General features: G+C 40.1%; 20 protein-coding genes. 19 read left to right on the top strand and 1 reads right to left on the bottom strand.

Annotation, left to right across the window (positions count from 1 at the left end; translation table 11 throughout):
- Nucleotides 1-31: 31 nt before the first annotated feature.
- From DWZ33_RS02150 to DWZ33_RS02125, 6 genes are all read left to right on the top strand, one after another.
- Entirely contained in the window at nt 32-1,585 is a 1,554-nt protein-coding gene (locus DWZ33_RS02150) for an ABC-F family ATP-binding cassette domain-containing protein (RefSeq protein ID WP_118453615.1), read from the top strand.
- On the top strand, nt 1,585-1,866 hold the full coding sequence (locus tag DWZ33_RS02145) for a hypothetical protein (RefSeq protein ID WP_022937535.1): 282 nt from the start codon (nt 1,585-1,587) through the stop codon (nt 1,864-1,866). The genes DWZ33_RS02150 and DWZ33_RS02145 overlap by 1 nt, the downstream gene beginning before the upstream one ends.
- Before the next feature lie 9 nt (nt 1,867-1,875).
- Complete coding sequence (locus tag DWZ33_RS02140; RefSeq protein WP_022937536.1) at nt 1,876-2,442, top strand: hypothetical protein; 567 nt, start codon at nt 1,876-1,878, stop codon at nt 2,440-2,442.
- Between the two features lie 53 nt (nt 2,443-2,495).
- The gene (locus tag DWZ33_RS02135) at nt 2,496-3,008 is read left to right on the top strand and encodes a peptidoglycan-binding domain-containing protein (RefSeq protein ID WP_022937537.1); all 513 of its coding nucleotides are present in this window, start codon (nt 2,496-2,498) and stop codon (nt 3,006-3,008) included.
- A gap of 35 nt (nt 3,009-3,043) precedes the next feature.
- The gene (locus DWZ33_RS02130; protein ID WP_022937538.1) at nt 3,044-3,304 is read left to right on the top strand and encodes a glutaredoxin family protein; all 261 of its coding nucleotides are present in this window, start codon (nt 3,044-3,046) and stop codon (nt 3,302-3,304) included.
- Nucleotides 3,305-3,406: 102 nt separating this feature from the next.
- Nucleotides 3,407-4,231, top strand: a complete 825-nt coding sequence (locus DWZ33_RS02125; protein WP_118453614.1) for a VanW family protein — start codon at nt 3,407-3,409, stop codon at nt 4,229-4,231.
- Nucleotides 4,232-4,234: 3 nt separating this feature from the next.
- On the opposite strand, the gene DWZ33_RS02120 is transcribed toward DWZ33_RS02125, so the two are convergent.
- The gene (locus tag DWZ33_RS02120) at nt 4,235-5,164 is read right to left on the bottom strand and encodes a diacylglycerol/lipid kinase family protein (RefSeq protein WP_022937540.1); all 930 of its coding nucleotides are present in this window, start codon (nt 5,162-5,164) and stop codon (nt 4,235-4,237) included.
- A 148-nt stretch (nt 5,165-5,312) separates the two neighbouring features.
- On the opposite strand from DWZ33_RS02120, the gene DWZ33_RS02115 reads away from it, so the two are divergent.
- The 13 genes from DWZ33_RS02115 to DWZ33_RS02055 all read left to right on the top strand — a co-directional run bounded on the left by DWZ33_RS02115 (nt 5,313) and on the right by DWZ33_RS02055 (nt 16,402).
- Nucleotides 5,313-5,744: an NfeD family protein gene (locus DWZ33_RS02115; RefSeq protein ID WP_022937541.1), complete on the top strand. Its 432-nt coding sequence runs from the start codon at nt 5,313-5,315 to the stop codon at nt 5,742-5,744.
- Between the two features lie 19 nt (nt 5,745-5,763).
- Complete coding sequence (locus DWZ33_RS02110; RefSeq protein ID WP_022937542.1) at nt 5,764-6,651, top strand: SPFH domain-containing protein; 888 nt, start codon at nt 5,764-5,766, stop codon at nt 6,649-6,651.
- A gap of 273 nt (nt 6,652-6,924) precedes the next feature.
- Nucleotides 6,925-8,382 carry a 4Fe-4S dicluster domain-containing protein gene (locus DWZ33_RS02105; RefSeq protein WP_022937543.1) on the top strand — a complete coding sequence of 486 codons (1,458 nt, stop codon included), beginning with the start codon at nt 6,925-6,927 and terminating at the stop codon, nt 8,380-8,382.
- Nucleotides 8,306-8,650: a (2Fe-2S) ferredoxin domain-containing protein gene (locus tag DWZ33_RS02100; protein ID WP_084744396.1), complete on the top strand. Its 345-nt coding sequence runs from the start codon at nt 8,306-8,308 to the stop codon at nt 8,648-8,650. The genes DWZ33_RS02105 and DWZ33_RS02100 overlap by 77 nt, the downstream gene beginning before the upstream one ends.
- The gene (locus tag DWZ33_RS02095) at nt 8,647-10,317 is read left to right on the top strand and encodes a [Fe-Fe] hydrogenase large subunit C-terminal domain-containing protein (protein WP_022937545.1); all 1,671 of its coding nucleotides are present in this window, start codon (nt 8,647-8,649) and stop codon (nt 10,315-10,317) included. Before DWZ33_RS02100 ends, DWZ33_RS02095 begins: the two co-directional genes overlap by 4 nt.
- A complete protein-coding gene (locus DWZ33_RS02090) occupies nt 10,317-11,495 on the top strand; it encodes a SpoIIE family protein phosphatase (protein ID WP_022937546.1) in 1,179 nt (392 codons plus the stop codon). The genes DWZ33_RS02095 and DWZ33_RS02090 overlap by 1 nt, the downstream gene beginning before the upstream one ends.
- A gap of 58 nt (nt 11,496-11,553) precedes the next feature.
- On the top strand, nt 11,554-11,934 hold the full coding sequence (locus tag DWZ33_RS02085; RefSeq protein ID WP_022937547.1) for a hypothetical protein: 381 nt from the start codon (nt 11,554-11,556) through the stop codon (nt 11,932-11,934).
- 43 nt (nt 11,935-11,977) lie between these two features.
- Entirely contained in the window at nt 11,978-12,187 is a 210-nt protein-coding gene (locus tag DWZ33_RS02080) for a YneF family protein (RefSeq protein WP_022937548.1), read from the top strand.
- Nucleotides 12,188-12,216: 29 nt separating this feature from the next.
- Complete coding sequence (locus DWZ33_RS02075) at nt 12,217-12,912, top strand: biosynthetic peptidoglycan transglycosylase (RefSeq protein WP_118453613.1); 696 nt, start codon at nt 12,217-12,219, stop codon at nt 12,910-12,912.
- A gap of 15 nt (nt 12,913-12,927) precedes the next feature.
- Nucleotides 12,928-14,901 (top strand): HTH domain-containing protein, encoded by a 1,974-nt coding sequence (locus DWZ33_RS02070; protein ID WP_118453612.1) that lies wholly within the window; start codon nt 12,928-12,930, stop codon nt 14,899-14,901.
- Between the two features lie 128 nt (nt 14,902-15,029).
- On the top strand, nt 15,030-15,440 hold the full coding sequence (locus DWZ33_RS02065; protein ID WP_118453611.1) for a PTS sugar transporter subunit IIA: 411 nt from the start codon (nt 15,030-15,032) through the stop codon (nt 15,438-15,440).
- Between the two features lie 17 nt (nt 15,441-15,457).
- Nucleotides 15,458-15,883, top strand: coding sequence for a PTS sugar transporter subunit IIB (locus tag DWZ33_RS02060; RefSeq protein ID WP_118453610.1), 426 nt, complete (start codon nt 15,458-15,460; stop codon nt 15,881-15,883).
- Between the two features lie 288 nt (nt 15,884-16,171).
- Nucleotides 16,172-16,402 (top strand): DUF6061 family protein, encoded by a 231-nt coding sequence (locus DWZ33_RS02055; protein WP_009203541.1) that lies wholly within the window; start codon nt 16,172-16,174, stop codon nt 16,400-16,402.
- The last annotated feature ends 121 nt before the right edge of the window (nt 16,403-16,523 follow it).

Here is a 16,523-nt window from a genome sequence, read left to right as displayed (position 1 = left end):
TTCGGCAGTTATTTTATTAGCAGGAGGACGTATGAGTATTTTAACTGTTGAAAATATCAGCCACAGCTTTGGCGGACGGAGCATATTAGAAAATGTTTCCTTTCGTCTATTAAAGGGCGAGCATGTGGGGCTGGTAGGCGCTAATGGTGAGGGGAAATCAACCTTTCTGAATATCATTTGCGGTAAATTGGAACCAGAACAGGGAAAGGTTGAATGGTGCAACCGTATCACAACCGGTTATCTTGATCAGCATACAGTATTGGAAAAAGGTAAGACGATTCGGATGGTTTTACAGGACGCCTTTGCCTATCTGTTTAAATTAGAAGCTGAAATGATTGAGATGTATGAAAAGATGGGGGAGTGCAGTGAGGAAGTGTGCAGCCGCTACATGGATGAAGTCGGCATTATACAGGAAATGCTGGATCATAATGGCTTTTATATGATTGATGCGAAAATTAATGAAGCAGCCAGCGGGCTTGGTTTGCTTGATTTGGGATTGGATCGGGATGTTTCAGAGTTATCCGGTGGTCAGCGCACCAAGGTATTATTATGTAAATTATTGCTTGAGAATCCGATGATTCTAATTCTTGATGAACCGACCAACTATCTGGATGAGGAGCATATACGATGGCTGACGAATTACCTTCAAAATTACGAGAATGCTTTTATTTTGGTCAGTCATGATGTGCCTTTTTTGAATGATGTAGTTAATATTATTTATCATGTAGAAAATTGCACACTGACGCGATATGTCGGCGATTATCAGAAATTTGAAGAGGGGCTGGCGATGAAGCGCCGTCAGATGGAGGCGGCTTATAATCGTCAGCAGAAGGAAATTGATGAGCTTCAGGATTTCATCCAGCGCAATAAAGCAAGAGTTGCAACCCGTAATATGGCAGCTTCAAGGCAGAAGAAACTTGATAAGATGGATCTTCTGTCTAAACCAAAGATAAAAATTAAACCGGAGTTTACTTTTTTAACTGCCAGAACACCGGGCAAGGTTCTGTTTAAGCTTAATGATCTGGTAATTGGCTATGATGAGCCATTGACTCGTCCGATCAATATGGAATTTGAACGCAACCGCAAGATTGCAATCAAGGGAGTGAATGGCCTAGGTAAGTCAACGCTGTTAAAGACATTAACTGGCTTGCTTCAGCCATACAGCGGTGAAGTGGAAACTGATCCATATCTTGAAATTGGTTATTTTGAACAGGAAGCGGTAAATAATACTAAAACAGCTTTACAGGAAATTTGGGATTGCTTTCCGGGCTGGACAAATAATGAGGTACGCTCAGCGCTTGCGAAATGCGGCCTTACAACGGATCATATTGAAACCAGCATGATGGTTTTATCCGGCGGTGAAAACGCAAAGGTCAGATTATGCAGGATTCTGAATCAGGAAACCAATGTACTGGTACTGGATGAACCGACGAATCACTTAGATGTGGAAGCTAAGGATGAGCTTAAAAAGGCCATCAGAGAATACCGCGGCAGCGTGATTTTAGTATCACATGATCCGGAATTTTATGAAGATATCGTCGATGAAGTGTTGAATGTTGAAGACTGGACAACCAAGGTGTTATAATGATTAAGAAGCTGTTGATTCTGCTGCCTTCACTGATTCAGGCATGCCTTTGTCTGCTGCCAAGAAGCGGTTTGGTTTTAGCGCTGAGCTGCATTCTGGTATTGCTTCAGGGCGGCTTGTGCGCATGGATGGCTCAGCCTTTATGGTTCAGCCTGCTGATTACATTGCTGGCGGCATTGCCGGGGGCAGAAACGCAGAGCATTCTTATACTCTATCTGCTGATTTTGAATCTATTGGCTTATTTTTGTATTAAAACGATTGTTGCTATTTATCAAAAGTGAGGAAATTCTATGCGTGAATCCATAAAAGAATTAAAAAATAAATATCTGATTAACCATTTGCTCAGCCGTGATGAAGTAAGCATTGAGCTAGCGAAGGGGGTAACAGATGATGAGGAATACTGTACTTTAATGTGGCTTTTAGGTGTATTATATCAGGAAGAAGGCAATAAAAACGCGGCAACCTATTGTTGTCTGCGGGCAAATGAAATCTGGTGCATGAATCAGCTGAAGCCTAAGAAAAGACGGTCGGAACTCATATTTACTAATTTTATTATGGATACAGAAATGGAAACTTTTATTCAGCAAAAGATTGCCTTTATGAAAGATAAATATAAACATATTAAGCGTCAGCTTATTTATATCAGCATCTGTTTCGGCTCCTTAGCTTTTTTGATTTCATTTTTCTTTTTAAAGCTGAGTATTGGTGCGGCAATCATTGAATGGGTCTGTTTCTCAGTGCTTTCTTTCTGGTTTACCTATGGCCGCAGCAAGGATCGCTTTTATGTCCTGCAGTCAGAAGCCAGCGGTAAATATTTAAGTGAAGCGGATATGAATTTTGATAAGAAATATCTCTAGCCTATACATTGTGTCTCTTCTTTCATAAGATAGCTTGAAAGGAGAGATTTATTATGTACACACGTTATATCTTGAAGCAGGGCGACCGCGGCATTGCCGTTAATAAGATGCAGGCTTATTTGAATATGTTTCAGCGTGCCGGTTATATCCGTACCGCTCAGAGCGAGGATGGCATTTACGGCACGAAAACGGCTACCGCAGTTAAAGAATTTCAAGTGTTTGCCCGTTTAAATCCAGATGGTGTCATCGGCAGCAATACTTGGGATACAATCATGGAAACCTTAAAATTATTAGGGGTTACAACTAATATTCCAGTAGCCAGCAGTTCTTATTATCTGACAAGCGGTAATACGGGAATCGATGTATTTAAGATGCAGGAATATATTAACAGCATCGCATCGGTGAATCCATGTCTGCGTCCGGTAACTGTCGATGGTGCTTTTGGCAATGCTACAAGAATTGCGGTTCAGCAGTTCCAATATTTGAATAATATGGCAATTGACGGCAAGATCGGCCGGGCCACTTGGGATGAAATCGTTAATCAAGTCAATAAAATGGGCAGTTAGCAGTAAAAGTGGTACACTATCATTGAGGTGATTCAATGAAACACGTAAAAATGATGATGTTATCTACATGCCCGCATTGTAAGAAAGCTTTTGAAATGCTTGATGAGCTTAAAAAGGAACATCCTGAATATCGGGATGTTGAAATTGAAGTGATTGATGAGCAGAAGGAAGAAGAAAAAACAAAGGGCTACGATTATTGGTATGTTCCGACATTTTTTGTAGATGATCAGAAACTCCATGAAGGTGTACCAAGTATTGCGGCTATTGAGGCTGTATTGAAAGCAGCTATTGAATAGCATAAATTAAAGAAACGGTAATCGATAGTGATTATCGTTTTTTCTTAATGTTTGAGTTAATATCGTGATTTATGATAGAATGTTACAAAAGGGAGAATCATTATGGAGAAGCAATTAACCAAACCCTTGCAGCGCTCAATGCTGAGAGCCAAAGCAGGGATGGTCTATTATGGGATGAAAAGACGGCTGCTGTGGGTAAGGATGAAAAAGCAGTTTGCGCATGAGTTTCAAAAGCCGCTGCCTTATGTGATTTTTAAGCATCAGACACCGCTGCTGCGCGAGCTGAAAGATGTTGAGATGCAATATCAATATAATAAAATTATTAATTTAAAATTAGCGGTCAAAAAAATCAACGGCATTGTGATTCATCCGCATGAGGTATTCAGTTACTGGCAGCTAATCGGCAAGCCGACAAGGCGTAAGGGATATGTAGATGGCATGATTTTGGATCATGGACATTTTTGTTACGGCATCGGCGGCGGTTTATGTCAGCTTTCCAATCTGATCTTCTGGATGAGCATTCATACACCTTTGACAATCATTGAACGGCATCGCCATGGCTATGATGTATTCCCGGATGCCAACCGCACGCAGCCCTTTGGCAGCGGTGCTACCTGTTTCTACCCGCATGGAGATTTGATGATCCGCAATGATACGGATCAGGATTATCAATTAAATGTAGAGGTTGGAGAAACGATGCTGATCGGTTCGTGGCGTGCTTTGGCACCCCTTGATGTCAGCTATAAAATTATCGAGAAAAATCATGAGATGAAAGCTGAAACATGGGGATACAGCCGGCATAATGAGCTGTACCGTCAAGTTTATGACCTTGATGGTCAGCTGCTTCATGAAGAATTTCTGCTTTCTAACCATGCGATGATGATGTATTCACCTTATCTTGAATATGAAAAAAACGCTCAAAGCTGATGCTTACAGCGTTTTATTTTCTAAGGATGGCACAATCAGCTTCAGATGCTGTTGGTGGACAATGATTTTAGGGTTTTTTAATTGTTTGATTTCACCGTCGATACAGACGTTGATCTCATGCTCAGCTTCTACCTGTACCTCATGGCATTGACGGTAATGGACAATCTTTTGATATTGCTTTTGAAGATGCTCACCGCGCTTGTAGACATTCATCAGCTGCAGAATTTTAAGCCTTGATACCGAGGGGATCAATACTAAATCGATCAGTCCGTCCTGCATGTCTGAACATGGGGCTGCCCGATAGCTGCCGCCGTAATATTGGCCGTTTGCCATGACCGCGAAGGTATAGTTCTTATGCGGCAGCCGAATGCCGTCAGCAATCAATTCAAAATGATTCTTAATAGATGTTAAGAAGCAATAAAATACAGAAATATCATAAGCCTTGGCACCGCTGATAAAAGGCAGCCGTTTAAAACGTACCATATTCTGGGCAATACTTGAATCAAGACCAATATTAATCACATTGATGCTGAAATGACCATTCACCTCAAGCAGATCAATCTTGCGGGCTGGTGCTTTAATTAATTCTTTCAGATTAAGGAAAGCATCCATAGCCTGACTGCCGAAGCTTTTCACAAAATCATTGCCGCTGCCGATGGGAACCGGCGCTAGTTCAACATTTTCATGATGAACGATGCCGTTGACAATCTCATTCAGCGTGCCGTCACCGCCGCAGCTGTAAATTCTTACCGGCTCATTGCTCATGGCATAGTGCCTGGCAATATCGGTAGCGTCATGAACGCCTTTTGTCACTTCAATGCGATAGGTACCCTCAACGGCTTCTTCAATGAATATTTTGTTGACCATCGCTGCGATATGCTTTGTCTGATCACTTTTGCCGGCAGTAGGGTTAATGATAAATATATGCTTCATAAACTTCTCCCTTTTTCATTAAATTCATTATAGCTGATTTAAAGATATACAGCAATCATATATGATGAATGAATAGTCTTACAGATTAGTCATAGAGCTATACATTTATTGTGAAAATGTTATAATAAGACATGTAAAGGAGGACATTATGGAACCAACTTTAATATTCTGGATCATTGCGTGTATCGCATTCATCTTAATTGAAGCTATTACACAGCAGCTGGTAGCTGTATGGTTTGTGGTTGGCAGCGCCTGTTCATTACTGGTTTCACTGTTCGATGTGTCATTTGATCATCAGATAATTATTTTTATCATTGTTTCTTTATTGACACTGATTGCATTAAGACCATTGCTTAAGAAATTTATGAGCGGCAAGTTTGTTGCGACCAATACAGAAAGCAACATCGGTCAGCTGGCATTAGTAACAAAAGAATTTGATCCATTAACGCTTGAAGGCAGAATTTTGGTCAATAATATGGACTGGGCTGCTAAGAGCATTGACGGACACTGTTTTAAAACTGGTGAGAAAGTTATCGTTCAATCCATCGAAGGTGTTAAGTGCCTTGTGAAGATGGCTTAATAAAAAAGGAGAAAAAATTATGTTTTGGATCGTTATAGGATTATTTTTGCTGTTTATTATTGCTTTCCTGGCATTCCATGTGCGGATTGTTAATCAAAGTCAGGCTGTTGTTGTAGAACGCTTAGGGGCTTATCAGACAACATGGGGTACAGGGGTTCATTTCCTGCTGCCATTTATGGAACGTGTAGCAACTACGATTTCATTGAAGGAGCATGTAGTTGATTTTGATCCGCAGCCGGTTATCACTAAGGATAACGTTACGATGCAGATCGATACTGTTGTTTATTTCCAGGTTACTGATCCGAAGCTTTATGCTTATGGTGTCAACAATCCAATGATGGCTGTTGAGAATTTAACAGCGACAACTCTGCGTAACATCATTGGTGATTTGGATCTTGATGGCACATTGACTTCCCGTGATTTAATTAATACTCAGATGCGTGCGATTCTTGATGAAGCAACTGATAAATGGGGAATTAAGGTTAACCGTGTAGAGCTGAAGAATATTCTGCCGCCGCGTGAAATTCAGGATGCGATGGAGAAACAGATGAAGGCTGAACGTGAACGCCGTGAAGCAATCCTGCAGGCTGAAGGCCGTAAGACAAGTGAAATCTTAATTGCTGAAGGTGAAAAGGAATCAGCGATTCTGAGAGCGGAAGCGGTTAAGGAACAGAAGATTCGTGAAGCGCAAGGTGAGGCTGAGGCAATTGAATTAGTTCAGAAGGCGTTGGCTGATTCATTAAATGTATTGAGTGCGGCAACGATTTCTGATGAAGTCTTGAAGCTTAAGAGTTTAGAAGCACTGCAGAAGGTAGCTGACGGACAGGCTACGAAGCTGATTATTCCAAGTGAAATTCAGAATTTGTCCAGCTTGATTGCTTCAGTGAAAGAATCAGGTACGTTATAAGAACACAAGGCTGCGTAATGCAGTCTTTTTCTTTTGCCTGAACTATTTATTATAAGCAGAAGTGAGATTTATGATGCGGATGTCTGTCTTGTTTATCAGGATGGATAATTTCTTAAAATTTTTATGCAGGAAATCATTTTCTTAAGATAGAAGCGTTTTAATGCGGATAAACATGTGATATAATTGACATGAAAACTCATGTTATGTTTTTCGTATAGTCTGAATTCATCCACTATGTGAAGAATTTGACAATTAAAAAAGGGAGAGAAAATTATGAGCTTATTTACACATGAAGCGAGACAATTCAAATTTGATGTATTAAGAGAAGTTGCACGCCGTACTTTCGAAGGAAGGCTAAGTGAATCAACACCCGATGAATTAGCTATGCTGCTGATTCCTACCAGTCAGGCTTCATTTCGATGCTGTGTCTATAAGGAAAGGGAAATCATTCGTGAAAGAACCAGAATGGCAGCTGGCAAAACACCGATTGTAAGCAATCAGCCGCATAATCCAAAGCAGATTGTCAGAGTGCTGGAAGCGGCATGTGACGGCTGTACGATTCATAAAATATGTGTGACTGATAACTGCCGCAAATGTATGGCTAAGAGCTGTCTGGCTTCCTGTCGTTTTGATGCGATGCGGATGGGATCTGATTCTGCCTATATCGATTATGATAAATGTAAGGAATGCGGCGCTTGTGTTAATGCCTGCCCATTCCATGCAATCGTTGAGACGCAAAGACCGTGCCGTAAGAGCTGTCCGGTAGATGCAATCTCAATGGATGAGTATAATATTGCCAAGATTGATGAAGGTAAGTGCATCAACTGCGGCGCCTGTCAGTCAGTTTGTCCATTCGGAGCCATTGAGGATATGAGCCAAATGGTGCCGGTAGTTGAACAGCTTCGTGACAAGGCTTCTATGACGGCCATTATTGCTCCGGCGATTCAAGGTCAGATGGATAATGCAACATTGCCGCAGATCAAGCAGGCAATTCGGCTGCTTGGCTTTGATGAGGTATATGAGGCTGCCAGCGGTGCTGATGCGGTTGCCTGGTATGAAAAACAGGATCTGCTGCATCACAAGGCAGAAGGCGTACAGATGACAACTTCATGCTGTCCGGCTTTTGTGAATATGGCCCGTCTGCATTTCCCGACAATCTATGAAAAGAATGTCAGCAAGATGGTATCACCGATGGAAGCAATCGCTCGTTATATCAAGTCAGTCAAGGATACAAAAGTAGTCTTTATCGGTCCGTGTGTTGCGAAAAAACAGGAAGCGATGGAAGACTTCTCAGTGGTTGACTATGTACTTACTTTTGAAGAGCTGGCAGCAATGCTGACGGCTCAGCATATTGATGTTGAAGGTGTTGAACCGCGTGAAGGCGATGAACCAAGCGCTCATGGCCGCGGCTTTGCCATTGGCGGCGGTGTCAGCAAGGCGGTTGCACAGGCGGCCAAGGAATGTGCTGATGAGGATGCGATTACCTCACTTTATGCCGATGGTGCAGCAGAATGCAAAAAGAATCTGCTGATGATGAAAGTAGGGCGTTTTAACGCTGATATTCTTGAGGGTATGTGCTGTCCGGGCGGCTGTGTCTGCGGACCGGCAACGATTGAAAATCCAATGAAAGTAAAACAGCGCATGACTAAAGAAAATGCCGCAATCAAAGATAAACCGATTAAAGCAACACTGGAAACATTTGATTTCTCTAAAATTAATCTTCATAAATAATCTAAGGAAAGAGGAAACAGTTATGGTAACAATTGAAATTTGTATTGGAAGCAGTTGTTTCGTGAAGGGAAGTAATGAAGTCGTAGAGTTGTTGAAGAATTATATCGCTGAACATCATTTAGAGGAAAAGGTACAGCTTAAGGGCGCTTTCTGTATGGGACAGTGTACGAAAGGTCTGGGTATTAAAGTGAATGGCAAGATTCTTGAGGGTGCTACGCTTTATAATGTGGTAGATCTGCTTGAACCTGAATTAAAGGAATTGTTATGAGTAAAATCATCGCATTAAAGGAAAATAATTGTAAAAGCTGTCTTAAATGCGTCCGTAACTGTCCGACTAAGGCAATTACTTTTGAAAGCGGCAGCCCGGAAATCATTGAAGAAGAATGCTTATCTTGCGGCCGCTGTTACTTGTTCTGTCCGCAAAGTGCAAAAGAGGTGCGCAGTGATCTTGAGCGTGTGAGAGCATGGCTTAAGGCTAAGGAAGAAGTTGTTATCTCAGTAGCGCCGTCTTATCCAATTGTATGGCCTAATTTCAGTAAGCTGAAGCAGGCACTGCTTGAGGTGGGTTTTAGTGCGGTTGAGGAAACCGCGCAGGGAGCTGCAGTAGTATCGTCACAATATGTCGGTTTAATGCGTGAGCAGTCGATGACGAATATTATTGAAACATGCTGTCCGGTGATTGTCAGGCTGATTGAGACAAAATATCCATCATTGATTAGTCAGCTGAGTCCCATCGCGTCACCGATGATTATTCACGGCAGAATGCTTAAGGAAAAATATCCGAATGCGAAAGTGGTTTTTTTGAGTCCATGTGTGGCTAAGCAGAATGAAGCATTGGATGAACGCTTTACCGGCAGTGTTGACGCAGTGATCAGTATGCCGGAAATGGATGAATGGCTGCTTGATACGGAGCTTTATGATGAAGAAGCTATTGAGCCACAGGAAAATATTGCCCGGCTTTATCCAATCAGCGGCGGTATTATTAAGACGATTGATAATTTCAGCGGCTATAAGCGATTAGCCGTAGAAGGTATCGAACGCTGTCAGACGGCGCTTCAATCAATTGAAAACGGCCATCTTAAAGGATTCTTTTTTGAGATGAATGCCTGCTTAGGCGGCTGTCTGGGCGGCCCGTATTTATATGCTTACAAGGAAAATGAATGGTTGGCTCAAACGCGTATTTTAAAGGCTGAGGAAGCTGGGAAAATCGATTATCAGGACTGCTCGCTGCCGGTGAGTGCTAAATGGCAGGATGATCATGTTGATCAGCCTGAATTCAGTGAAGCGGCAATTGATGAAGTTCTGCAGTCGATGGGCAAGGCGGATTATTCAAGACAGCTCAACTGCGGCGCCTGCGGATATGATACATGCCGTGAAAAGGCAATTGCGGTATTGCTTGGCAAGAGTGATCCGAAGCATTGTCTGCCATACGCTTTAGAGAATGCAGAATCTATTTCTAATTTAATTATTGAACATACACCGAATGGTATTATTGTGCTTGATGCTTTCCGGAAAGTAAAAGAGATTAACCCTTCGGCGATTAAGCTTTTAAAACTGCAGAATTTCAGTGTTAAGGGATTTGATATTCAATCCATCCTGCCATCTGGACAGATCAGTGATGTGCTGGATCATTTAGATGGGGTTAAGTATTTTATTGAGGAATATCCCGATGCCGGTAAGGTGATTGAGCATGCTGTTATTCCGGTTAAGGAAGAAAATGCCAGCTTTATCATTTTGATGGATCTGACCGAAAAGATGCAGCAGGAAGAAAAACTGAAACAGCTGCGCCGTGATACAATTGCCTCCACGCAAAAGGTTATTGACAAACAGATGCGTGTTGTTCAGGAAATCGCTTCGCTGCTTGGTGAGACTACCGCTGAGACAAAGGTCGTATTGACTAACCTTAATAAGACGATTGAGGGAGAATCGGAGTGATGAATATCCATGTTGAGACATATACCGCTTCTTTAAATAAGAAGTATGAGGAATTATGCGGTGACCGGGTGAAAATTGTCCGCAACGCGGATTCCTGCATTTTAGTGCTTGCCGATGGTCTTGGCAGTGGGGTAAAAGCAAATATATTAGCGACGCTTACTTCTGAAATCTTATCAACGATGGTTGCGGAAGGAACAACGATTGAAGAAGCCATTCAGACAATCACGGCTACGCTGCCGGTGTGCCGTGAACGCGGCGTTGCCTATTCGACCTTTATCATCGTCCAGATTTTTTATGACGGCCGTGTTTATTTGGCGGAGTATGACAGTCCTGATGTGATTTTTCTGCAGGGCAGCCGGGCTGGTACTTTTGAAAGAGAAATTCATGTGCATTCAGAGAAGAAGGTTCGGGAAGCGCATTTTATGGTTGAACCCGGAGATCGATTGATTTTATTTTCTGACGGCATCGTTCATGCCGGGGTTGGTTCAATTTTGAATTTTGGCTGGGATAAGAAAGAAATCACTCAGCATCTTTTAACGATGCAGCATTATAACGATAATGCCAGAACGACGACTTGGAATCTGCTGCATGCGGTTAATGATCTGTATCAGGGACTGCCGGGAGATGATTCCACGGTAGCGGTTGCGCATATTCTTGAGCCAAAAGAAACAATGATGATGGTTGGCCCGCCGGTAAATAAAGAAGATGATGAGGTTGTAGCTCGTAAACTAATGAGCGCTACCGGCAAGAAAATTGTCTGCGGCGGCACGACTTCACAGATCATTTCACGTTATCTCCATGAAGAAATCAAAATGGATGATCTGCTTAGCTTTACCGGTGATGTACCGCCGATTGCCAGAATCAAGGGAATTGATTTGGTTACTGAGGGTGCATTGACGATTGGCAAGGCACTGCAGTATCTTGAGGAATGTGCAAAATCAAGAGATTATTATGAGCAATTTATCGAAGCAGACCGTAACGATGGGGCTTTCTTATTGGCCCACACACTTTTATGCGACTGCACAGCGGTTCACTTCCTTTTAGGAACCGCCGATAATATTGCCCATGCTTCAATTAATTATTCGCCGATTTCACTCAGTCAGAAGATCAAGGTCATCGAAAAAATGGGTGAAGAGTTAAAAAAATTAGGTAAAATTGTCACAATTGAAAAATTTTAGTCGTTTTTCGACAAAATCCGCTCTTGGTTTCCACTAAAATAAGGAGTGGGTGATCAGAATGAGTATTCAATTAATTGCGTGTATTAATGATTCCGCAAAAATATTTAAGGGAAATGATAAAGTGCTGCTGCATACGCTGGCCAATGCTGACCGCAATCAGAAGCAGGCGTTCTTTCGCTTTCATGATTTTGAAACAATTTTAGCTGGCTGCAGTTCATTCTTTGAGGATCAGTGTATCTGTACAGAAGCAGATACACTTTATTTACGCAATGAATATCTCAGAAAAAATTATTCATTAACGGTATATGAAGATCTGCTGATCACCAATACCTTAGATGATAATCCATTTCTTGAATATCTGCTTCGATATGAAAGATGTTGGTGTGTCATTGATGAAAATCAAGGTGTTCACTGGCTGGGGGTATTGTCAAAGCGGTGAAAATCGTGTAAAATAGGTTATGATGTTAGGAGGCAGTATACCTATGTTGGAGTCTATATTATATACGCTTTTGGGTCTTATTATTGGTGGAGCATTAGGGTTCTATTTCACCAAGAAGAAGTTTGAAAAAGAATTGAGAGAAAATCCGCCAATCAATGAGAAAATGATTCGTGCAATGTTTTTACAAATGGGACGTAAACCATCTGAGGCACAGATCAAACAGATCATGAAATCGATGAATGCGAACAAATAACACAGCCTTAGCTGTGTTTTTTTGAAATTATGATTAAGAAGTTAATACGGTTTATTCTTTGTTTGATCTTGGCGGTGGTGCTGATTTTTACTACTTTAGGTTATTTTCAGTATAAAACAGCAATACAATCAATCAGTATTGAGGATAAGGTTGCACAAATCCAGGCGGATGAAAATTATGTATCATTAAAGCAGGTTTCTGATTATTTGAAAGATGCGACGGTTGCTATTGAAGACAGGCGTTTTTATGAACATCACGGTGTTGATTTCATCGCGTGGCTGCGAATTGCCAAGGATCTTATTTTTACTCAGCAAATAAACAGCGGCGGTTCTACGATTACGCAGCAGCTGGCTAAGAATATGTATTTTGGCTATGAACCCTCTTTAATCAGAAAGTTTTCTGAATTATTTGTTGTGCATGATTTGGAAAGCCGTTATGATAAGGATACGATTTTAGAGCTTTATATTAATATTATTAACTATGGGGACAATAATTTCGGCATTTATGACGCAGCATATAATTATTATGGTGTATCACCAGCAGAGCTTGATTTAGATCAGGCATCTACACTTGCTGGTATTCCGCAGTCACCGGCTTATTTGCAGTTAAGCAATTTAACGATGAAAACGATATATAAGCAGAAGGCAGTGCTGAGTGCGATGGTGAAGGAAGGCATGATCACACAGGCTGAAATGGATGCGGTGATGAGGAATAAGGGGGAGTAATCAGGAGGAAAGCTTATGGATCTGTATTCTGGACGGTATATTGCAATTCTATATGAATTTTTTGTATCTAAACAAACATTTCTGACTTCTGAAGAATTAGCAGAGAATTTAAAATGCAGTTCACGTACCATAAAGGAAGATATCAAATCATTAAATGCTTATTTGCGCCAAGAACTAATTGGTTTTATTGAATCAATTCCAGGCCGCGGATATCAATTAATTATTGAGGATCAAGGGAGAGGCAATCAATTAAAATTAATGATTGAGCGCAGCTATGAGTTTTTCTTTGATAAAGATGTTGGCCGCATAAAGCTGAGAATATTTATTTTGAAGAAAATACTCGCAGTCCCTTCTTTAGAATATGCGGATCTCTTAGATGAAGTACATTTGACACAGTCTGCACTTAGACGTGATTTTGACTGGATTCGTGAATTTCTTCAATCTTATGATTTAAAGCTGAAAGTCGTAAATGATGCAATTCAGGTCAAGGGCAGTGAGCTTCAGCGCCGTAAGGCAATGCTTGAAGCTTTTTGTGATAATTATTATGGTCTTGATGATGCATTACTTGTGAAAGAATTTAATTCCTTATTTTATGAAGATGATCAGGAATATGAAAATATTCGGCATGCATTCTTAAATATTCTGCGTCCTGAACAAATTGTCATTAACGATTTATCAACCAAAAAACTTTCAGCATATATATGCTTGGCAAAAAGACGCAATGCGGCTAATTGCCGATTATCCGCCTTTACTGATGAAGAGATTGATGAAACAGAAAAACTATACGAATATTCAGTAGTACAAAAGATATTCAATGATCCGCTGATTGCGGCAGGTAAATGGTATGACGAAAATGAAGTTATAGCATTTACACGCATGCTGCTGACGCATCGTGATATCGATTTAAGCCGGCATCGTGATGTTGAAACCATCCCACCAGTCTATCTATTAAAAGCATCACAGAATTTACAAAGTACATTAGACTGCTTGAAAAATACGGTTTGGCAAGAATTATTTGCTTCTGAGTTATTTGCATCTTTTGAACGCGATTTCTTATCTATTGTGTTGCTTTTGACTCTCAGACATCGAATGGATTCAAATAAAGAAATTCAATTGGTAATCTATTCAAAATATGAGAATTATAATTTTACACCCTTGGCTTTAGAATTAACGCGGGTATTTATTTATCATCTAAGCAGTGTGGTGAATTGTTCTGTCAACGTCATGAATCTATCAATCATTCCTTCTGTTTTTGAATATATTTTAAAACAGGTGAATTATGAGTATCATCGTCAAAATATTGCTGTTGTTTCCACGGCAGGCAGAATTGTCGCAGGCTATATAGCCAATGATTTAAACAAGAAATTCAGCCGTTATATTCAAAGCCTTGCTGTATTAAATCTTTATGAGATGCGAAGCTTGAATTTCGACGATTTTGATTGTGTAATCTGTGATAAAAATGATTACTACAAACGTTATCCAATTAAATTTGTTGCTTACACATCAATGACTAGCTTAGCCCAGGATGACCTTTATGGGAAAGTTTTTAAATCTGGCTATGATCGTCATATATTGGATTTTATGAAGCGAATTACTAAGATCACAGAAGATGTGGTAAGTGATAATTTTAATGCATTGGTTAAATGTATATGTTTTCGTCATGCGGCAGAAAGTAAATTGACTGAACTTGAAAATGCTATCCTTTGGAAAAACTCACTCATTTCTTATGTTAAACGGCAGTGTTTAATTATTTTTTGTGATATATCTCATACCAAGAAAGAATTTATTGAATTTTATCGGGTTAGCAAATTTGCCAAGTATGCAATAGTAGTATCCATAGATTATGGTTATGATTTATCTAAGATTAAATTGATTAATTCAATATTAGATCGGCTGATTGAAAATGATGGCTATTTTGATTTGATGCTTAGCGATACTTCAGCCGCCTATGATCAATTATTCGACGATATTATTGAGAATCAGTCTTAGCGGAAGCAATTCCGCTTTTTTTTTTCATCAGCATTCGTGAAAAAGCATGAGTTTCACGATATCGAATGAAAAAGTAAGCGTTTACATAAGTTGCCTGTAATGTGAAAATAAGGGCAGGAGGAAGGCACATGATTAAAATTTTTTTAGCTACACACGGTCATCTAGCCAGTGGTTTTAAAAGCTCTTTGGACATCCTTTTAGGTGATTCATCAAATGTTACTATTTTTGATGCTTACGTTGATGAACATTCTGTACAATCTAAATTGGATGATTTCTATCGCAATGTTGATGAAAGAGATCAGGTATTTCTATTATCAGATTTATATGGCGGCAGTGTCAATCAAGCGATGTTTACTTATTTGAAGCATCAAAATACTACACTGATAACAGGGGTGAATTTAGCTTTGATTTTAGAGCTGGCAATGAAATTGGAACCATTGGATGAAAAGGCAATGAATCAGCTAGTTGAAAATAGCCGCAAAGCATTATTAATTGTAAAAGATGACCAAACACAATTTTGTGATGATGATTTTTTCTAAAAGAAAGGAGGCATAGAATGATTAATCTAATACGTTTAGACGAACGCATGATTCATGGACAGATTGCTATTAAATGGTCGAAACATACTGGTGTGGATCGTATCATTGTAGCTAATGATGCGGCAGCAGCCAATAGTATTGTTCAAAAATCATTAATGATGGCTGCTCCTTCTAATATTAAGGTAGCAATTAAAAGCATTGATGATGCGGTTCGTTTAATCAATGATCCGCGTTCAGATAAATTGAAAATATTGCTGATAGTGGCCAATCCTGTTGATTTATTAAAGATGGTTGAACAGGTAAAAGGAATTCCTAGAATCAATATTGGCAATTATGGAAGAATTGCTGAGAAAAAGGGAAATCTTCAGCGATGCGCCTATGGCAGTAATTTATACGCATATGAAGATGAAGCAGCAATTTTCGCAAAGATTATTCAAACTTGAATTGAGATTTCATATATTCAAAGGGATTTAATAACTGTTATATTTTATTATCAAATATCTCTCAAGCCCTTGAAAACACTAAGTTTGTCGCAGGTGAGCTTTCCCTTATTGTTTCCCTTGTATTATATTGTCCCATGAGTGTTTACGAACTCTGATAAGGGAAAAAACAAGGGAAAGAAAATCTTATAAAACAGTATAACACAAAATAAAAGTGACATGGTGAACTGATTGAAATGCTTCTGATTTTTGCAACAAATGATTGATTGAACGATAAGGAGATTTGATACGATGAGAACGATATTTGCAGAATACAATCCACAACGCAACAGCATTGATGTTTATACTTCTGCTGGCTATATGCTCCGCATTGACTGCTGGGAAGCGGAGAAGAATTTAACAACTACTCCCGGATCTGACTGTGCATTAAACGCACTTGCCATTGATGAACCACTTGAGTATGCAAGATTGTATCTTGATGGAACGATGCAAATGTGGATAGATGCGGAAGATTCCTTTTAGGTATACGCAAGAAACGGCGGCTCTGATTTCTCAAAACCGCCGTTAGGATAATAACTTAAAATAGGCGCGCAAAATCACCTGCCCCAGCCAGCGTTTTTTCTTTCCCCATAGTCGGGGCAGG

The sequence above is a fragment of the Dielma fastidiosa genome (assembly GCF_003475485.1).
GTDB lineage: Bacteria > Bacillota_I > Bacilli_A > Erysipelotrichales > Erysipelotrichaceae > Dielma > Dielma fastidiosa.
Note: the sequence above shows the minus strand (reverse complement) of the source record. Positions and strands in the feature narration are given on the sequence as shown.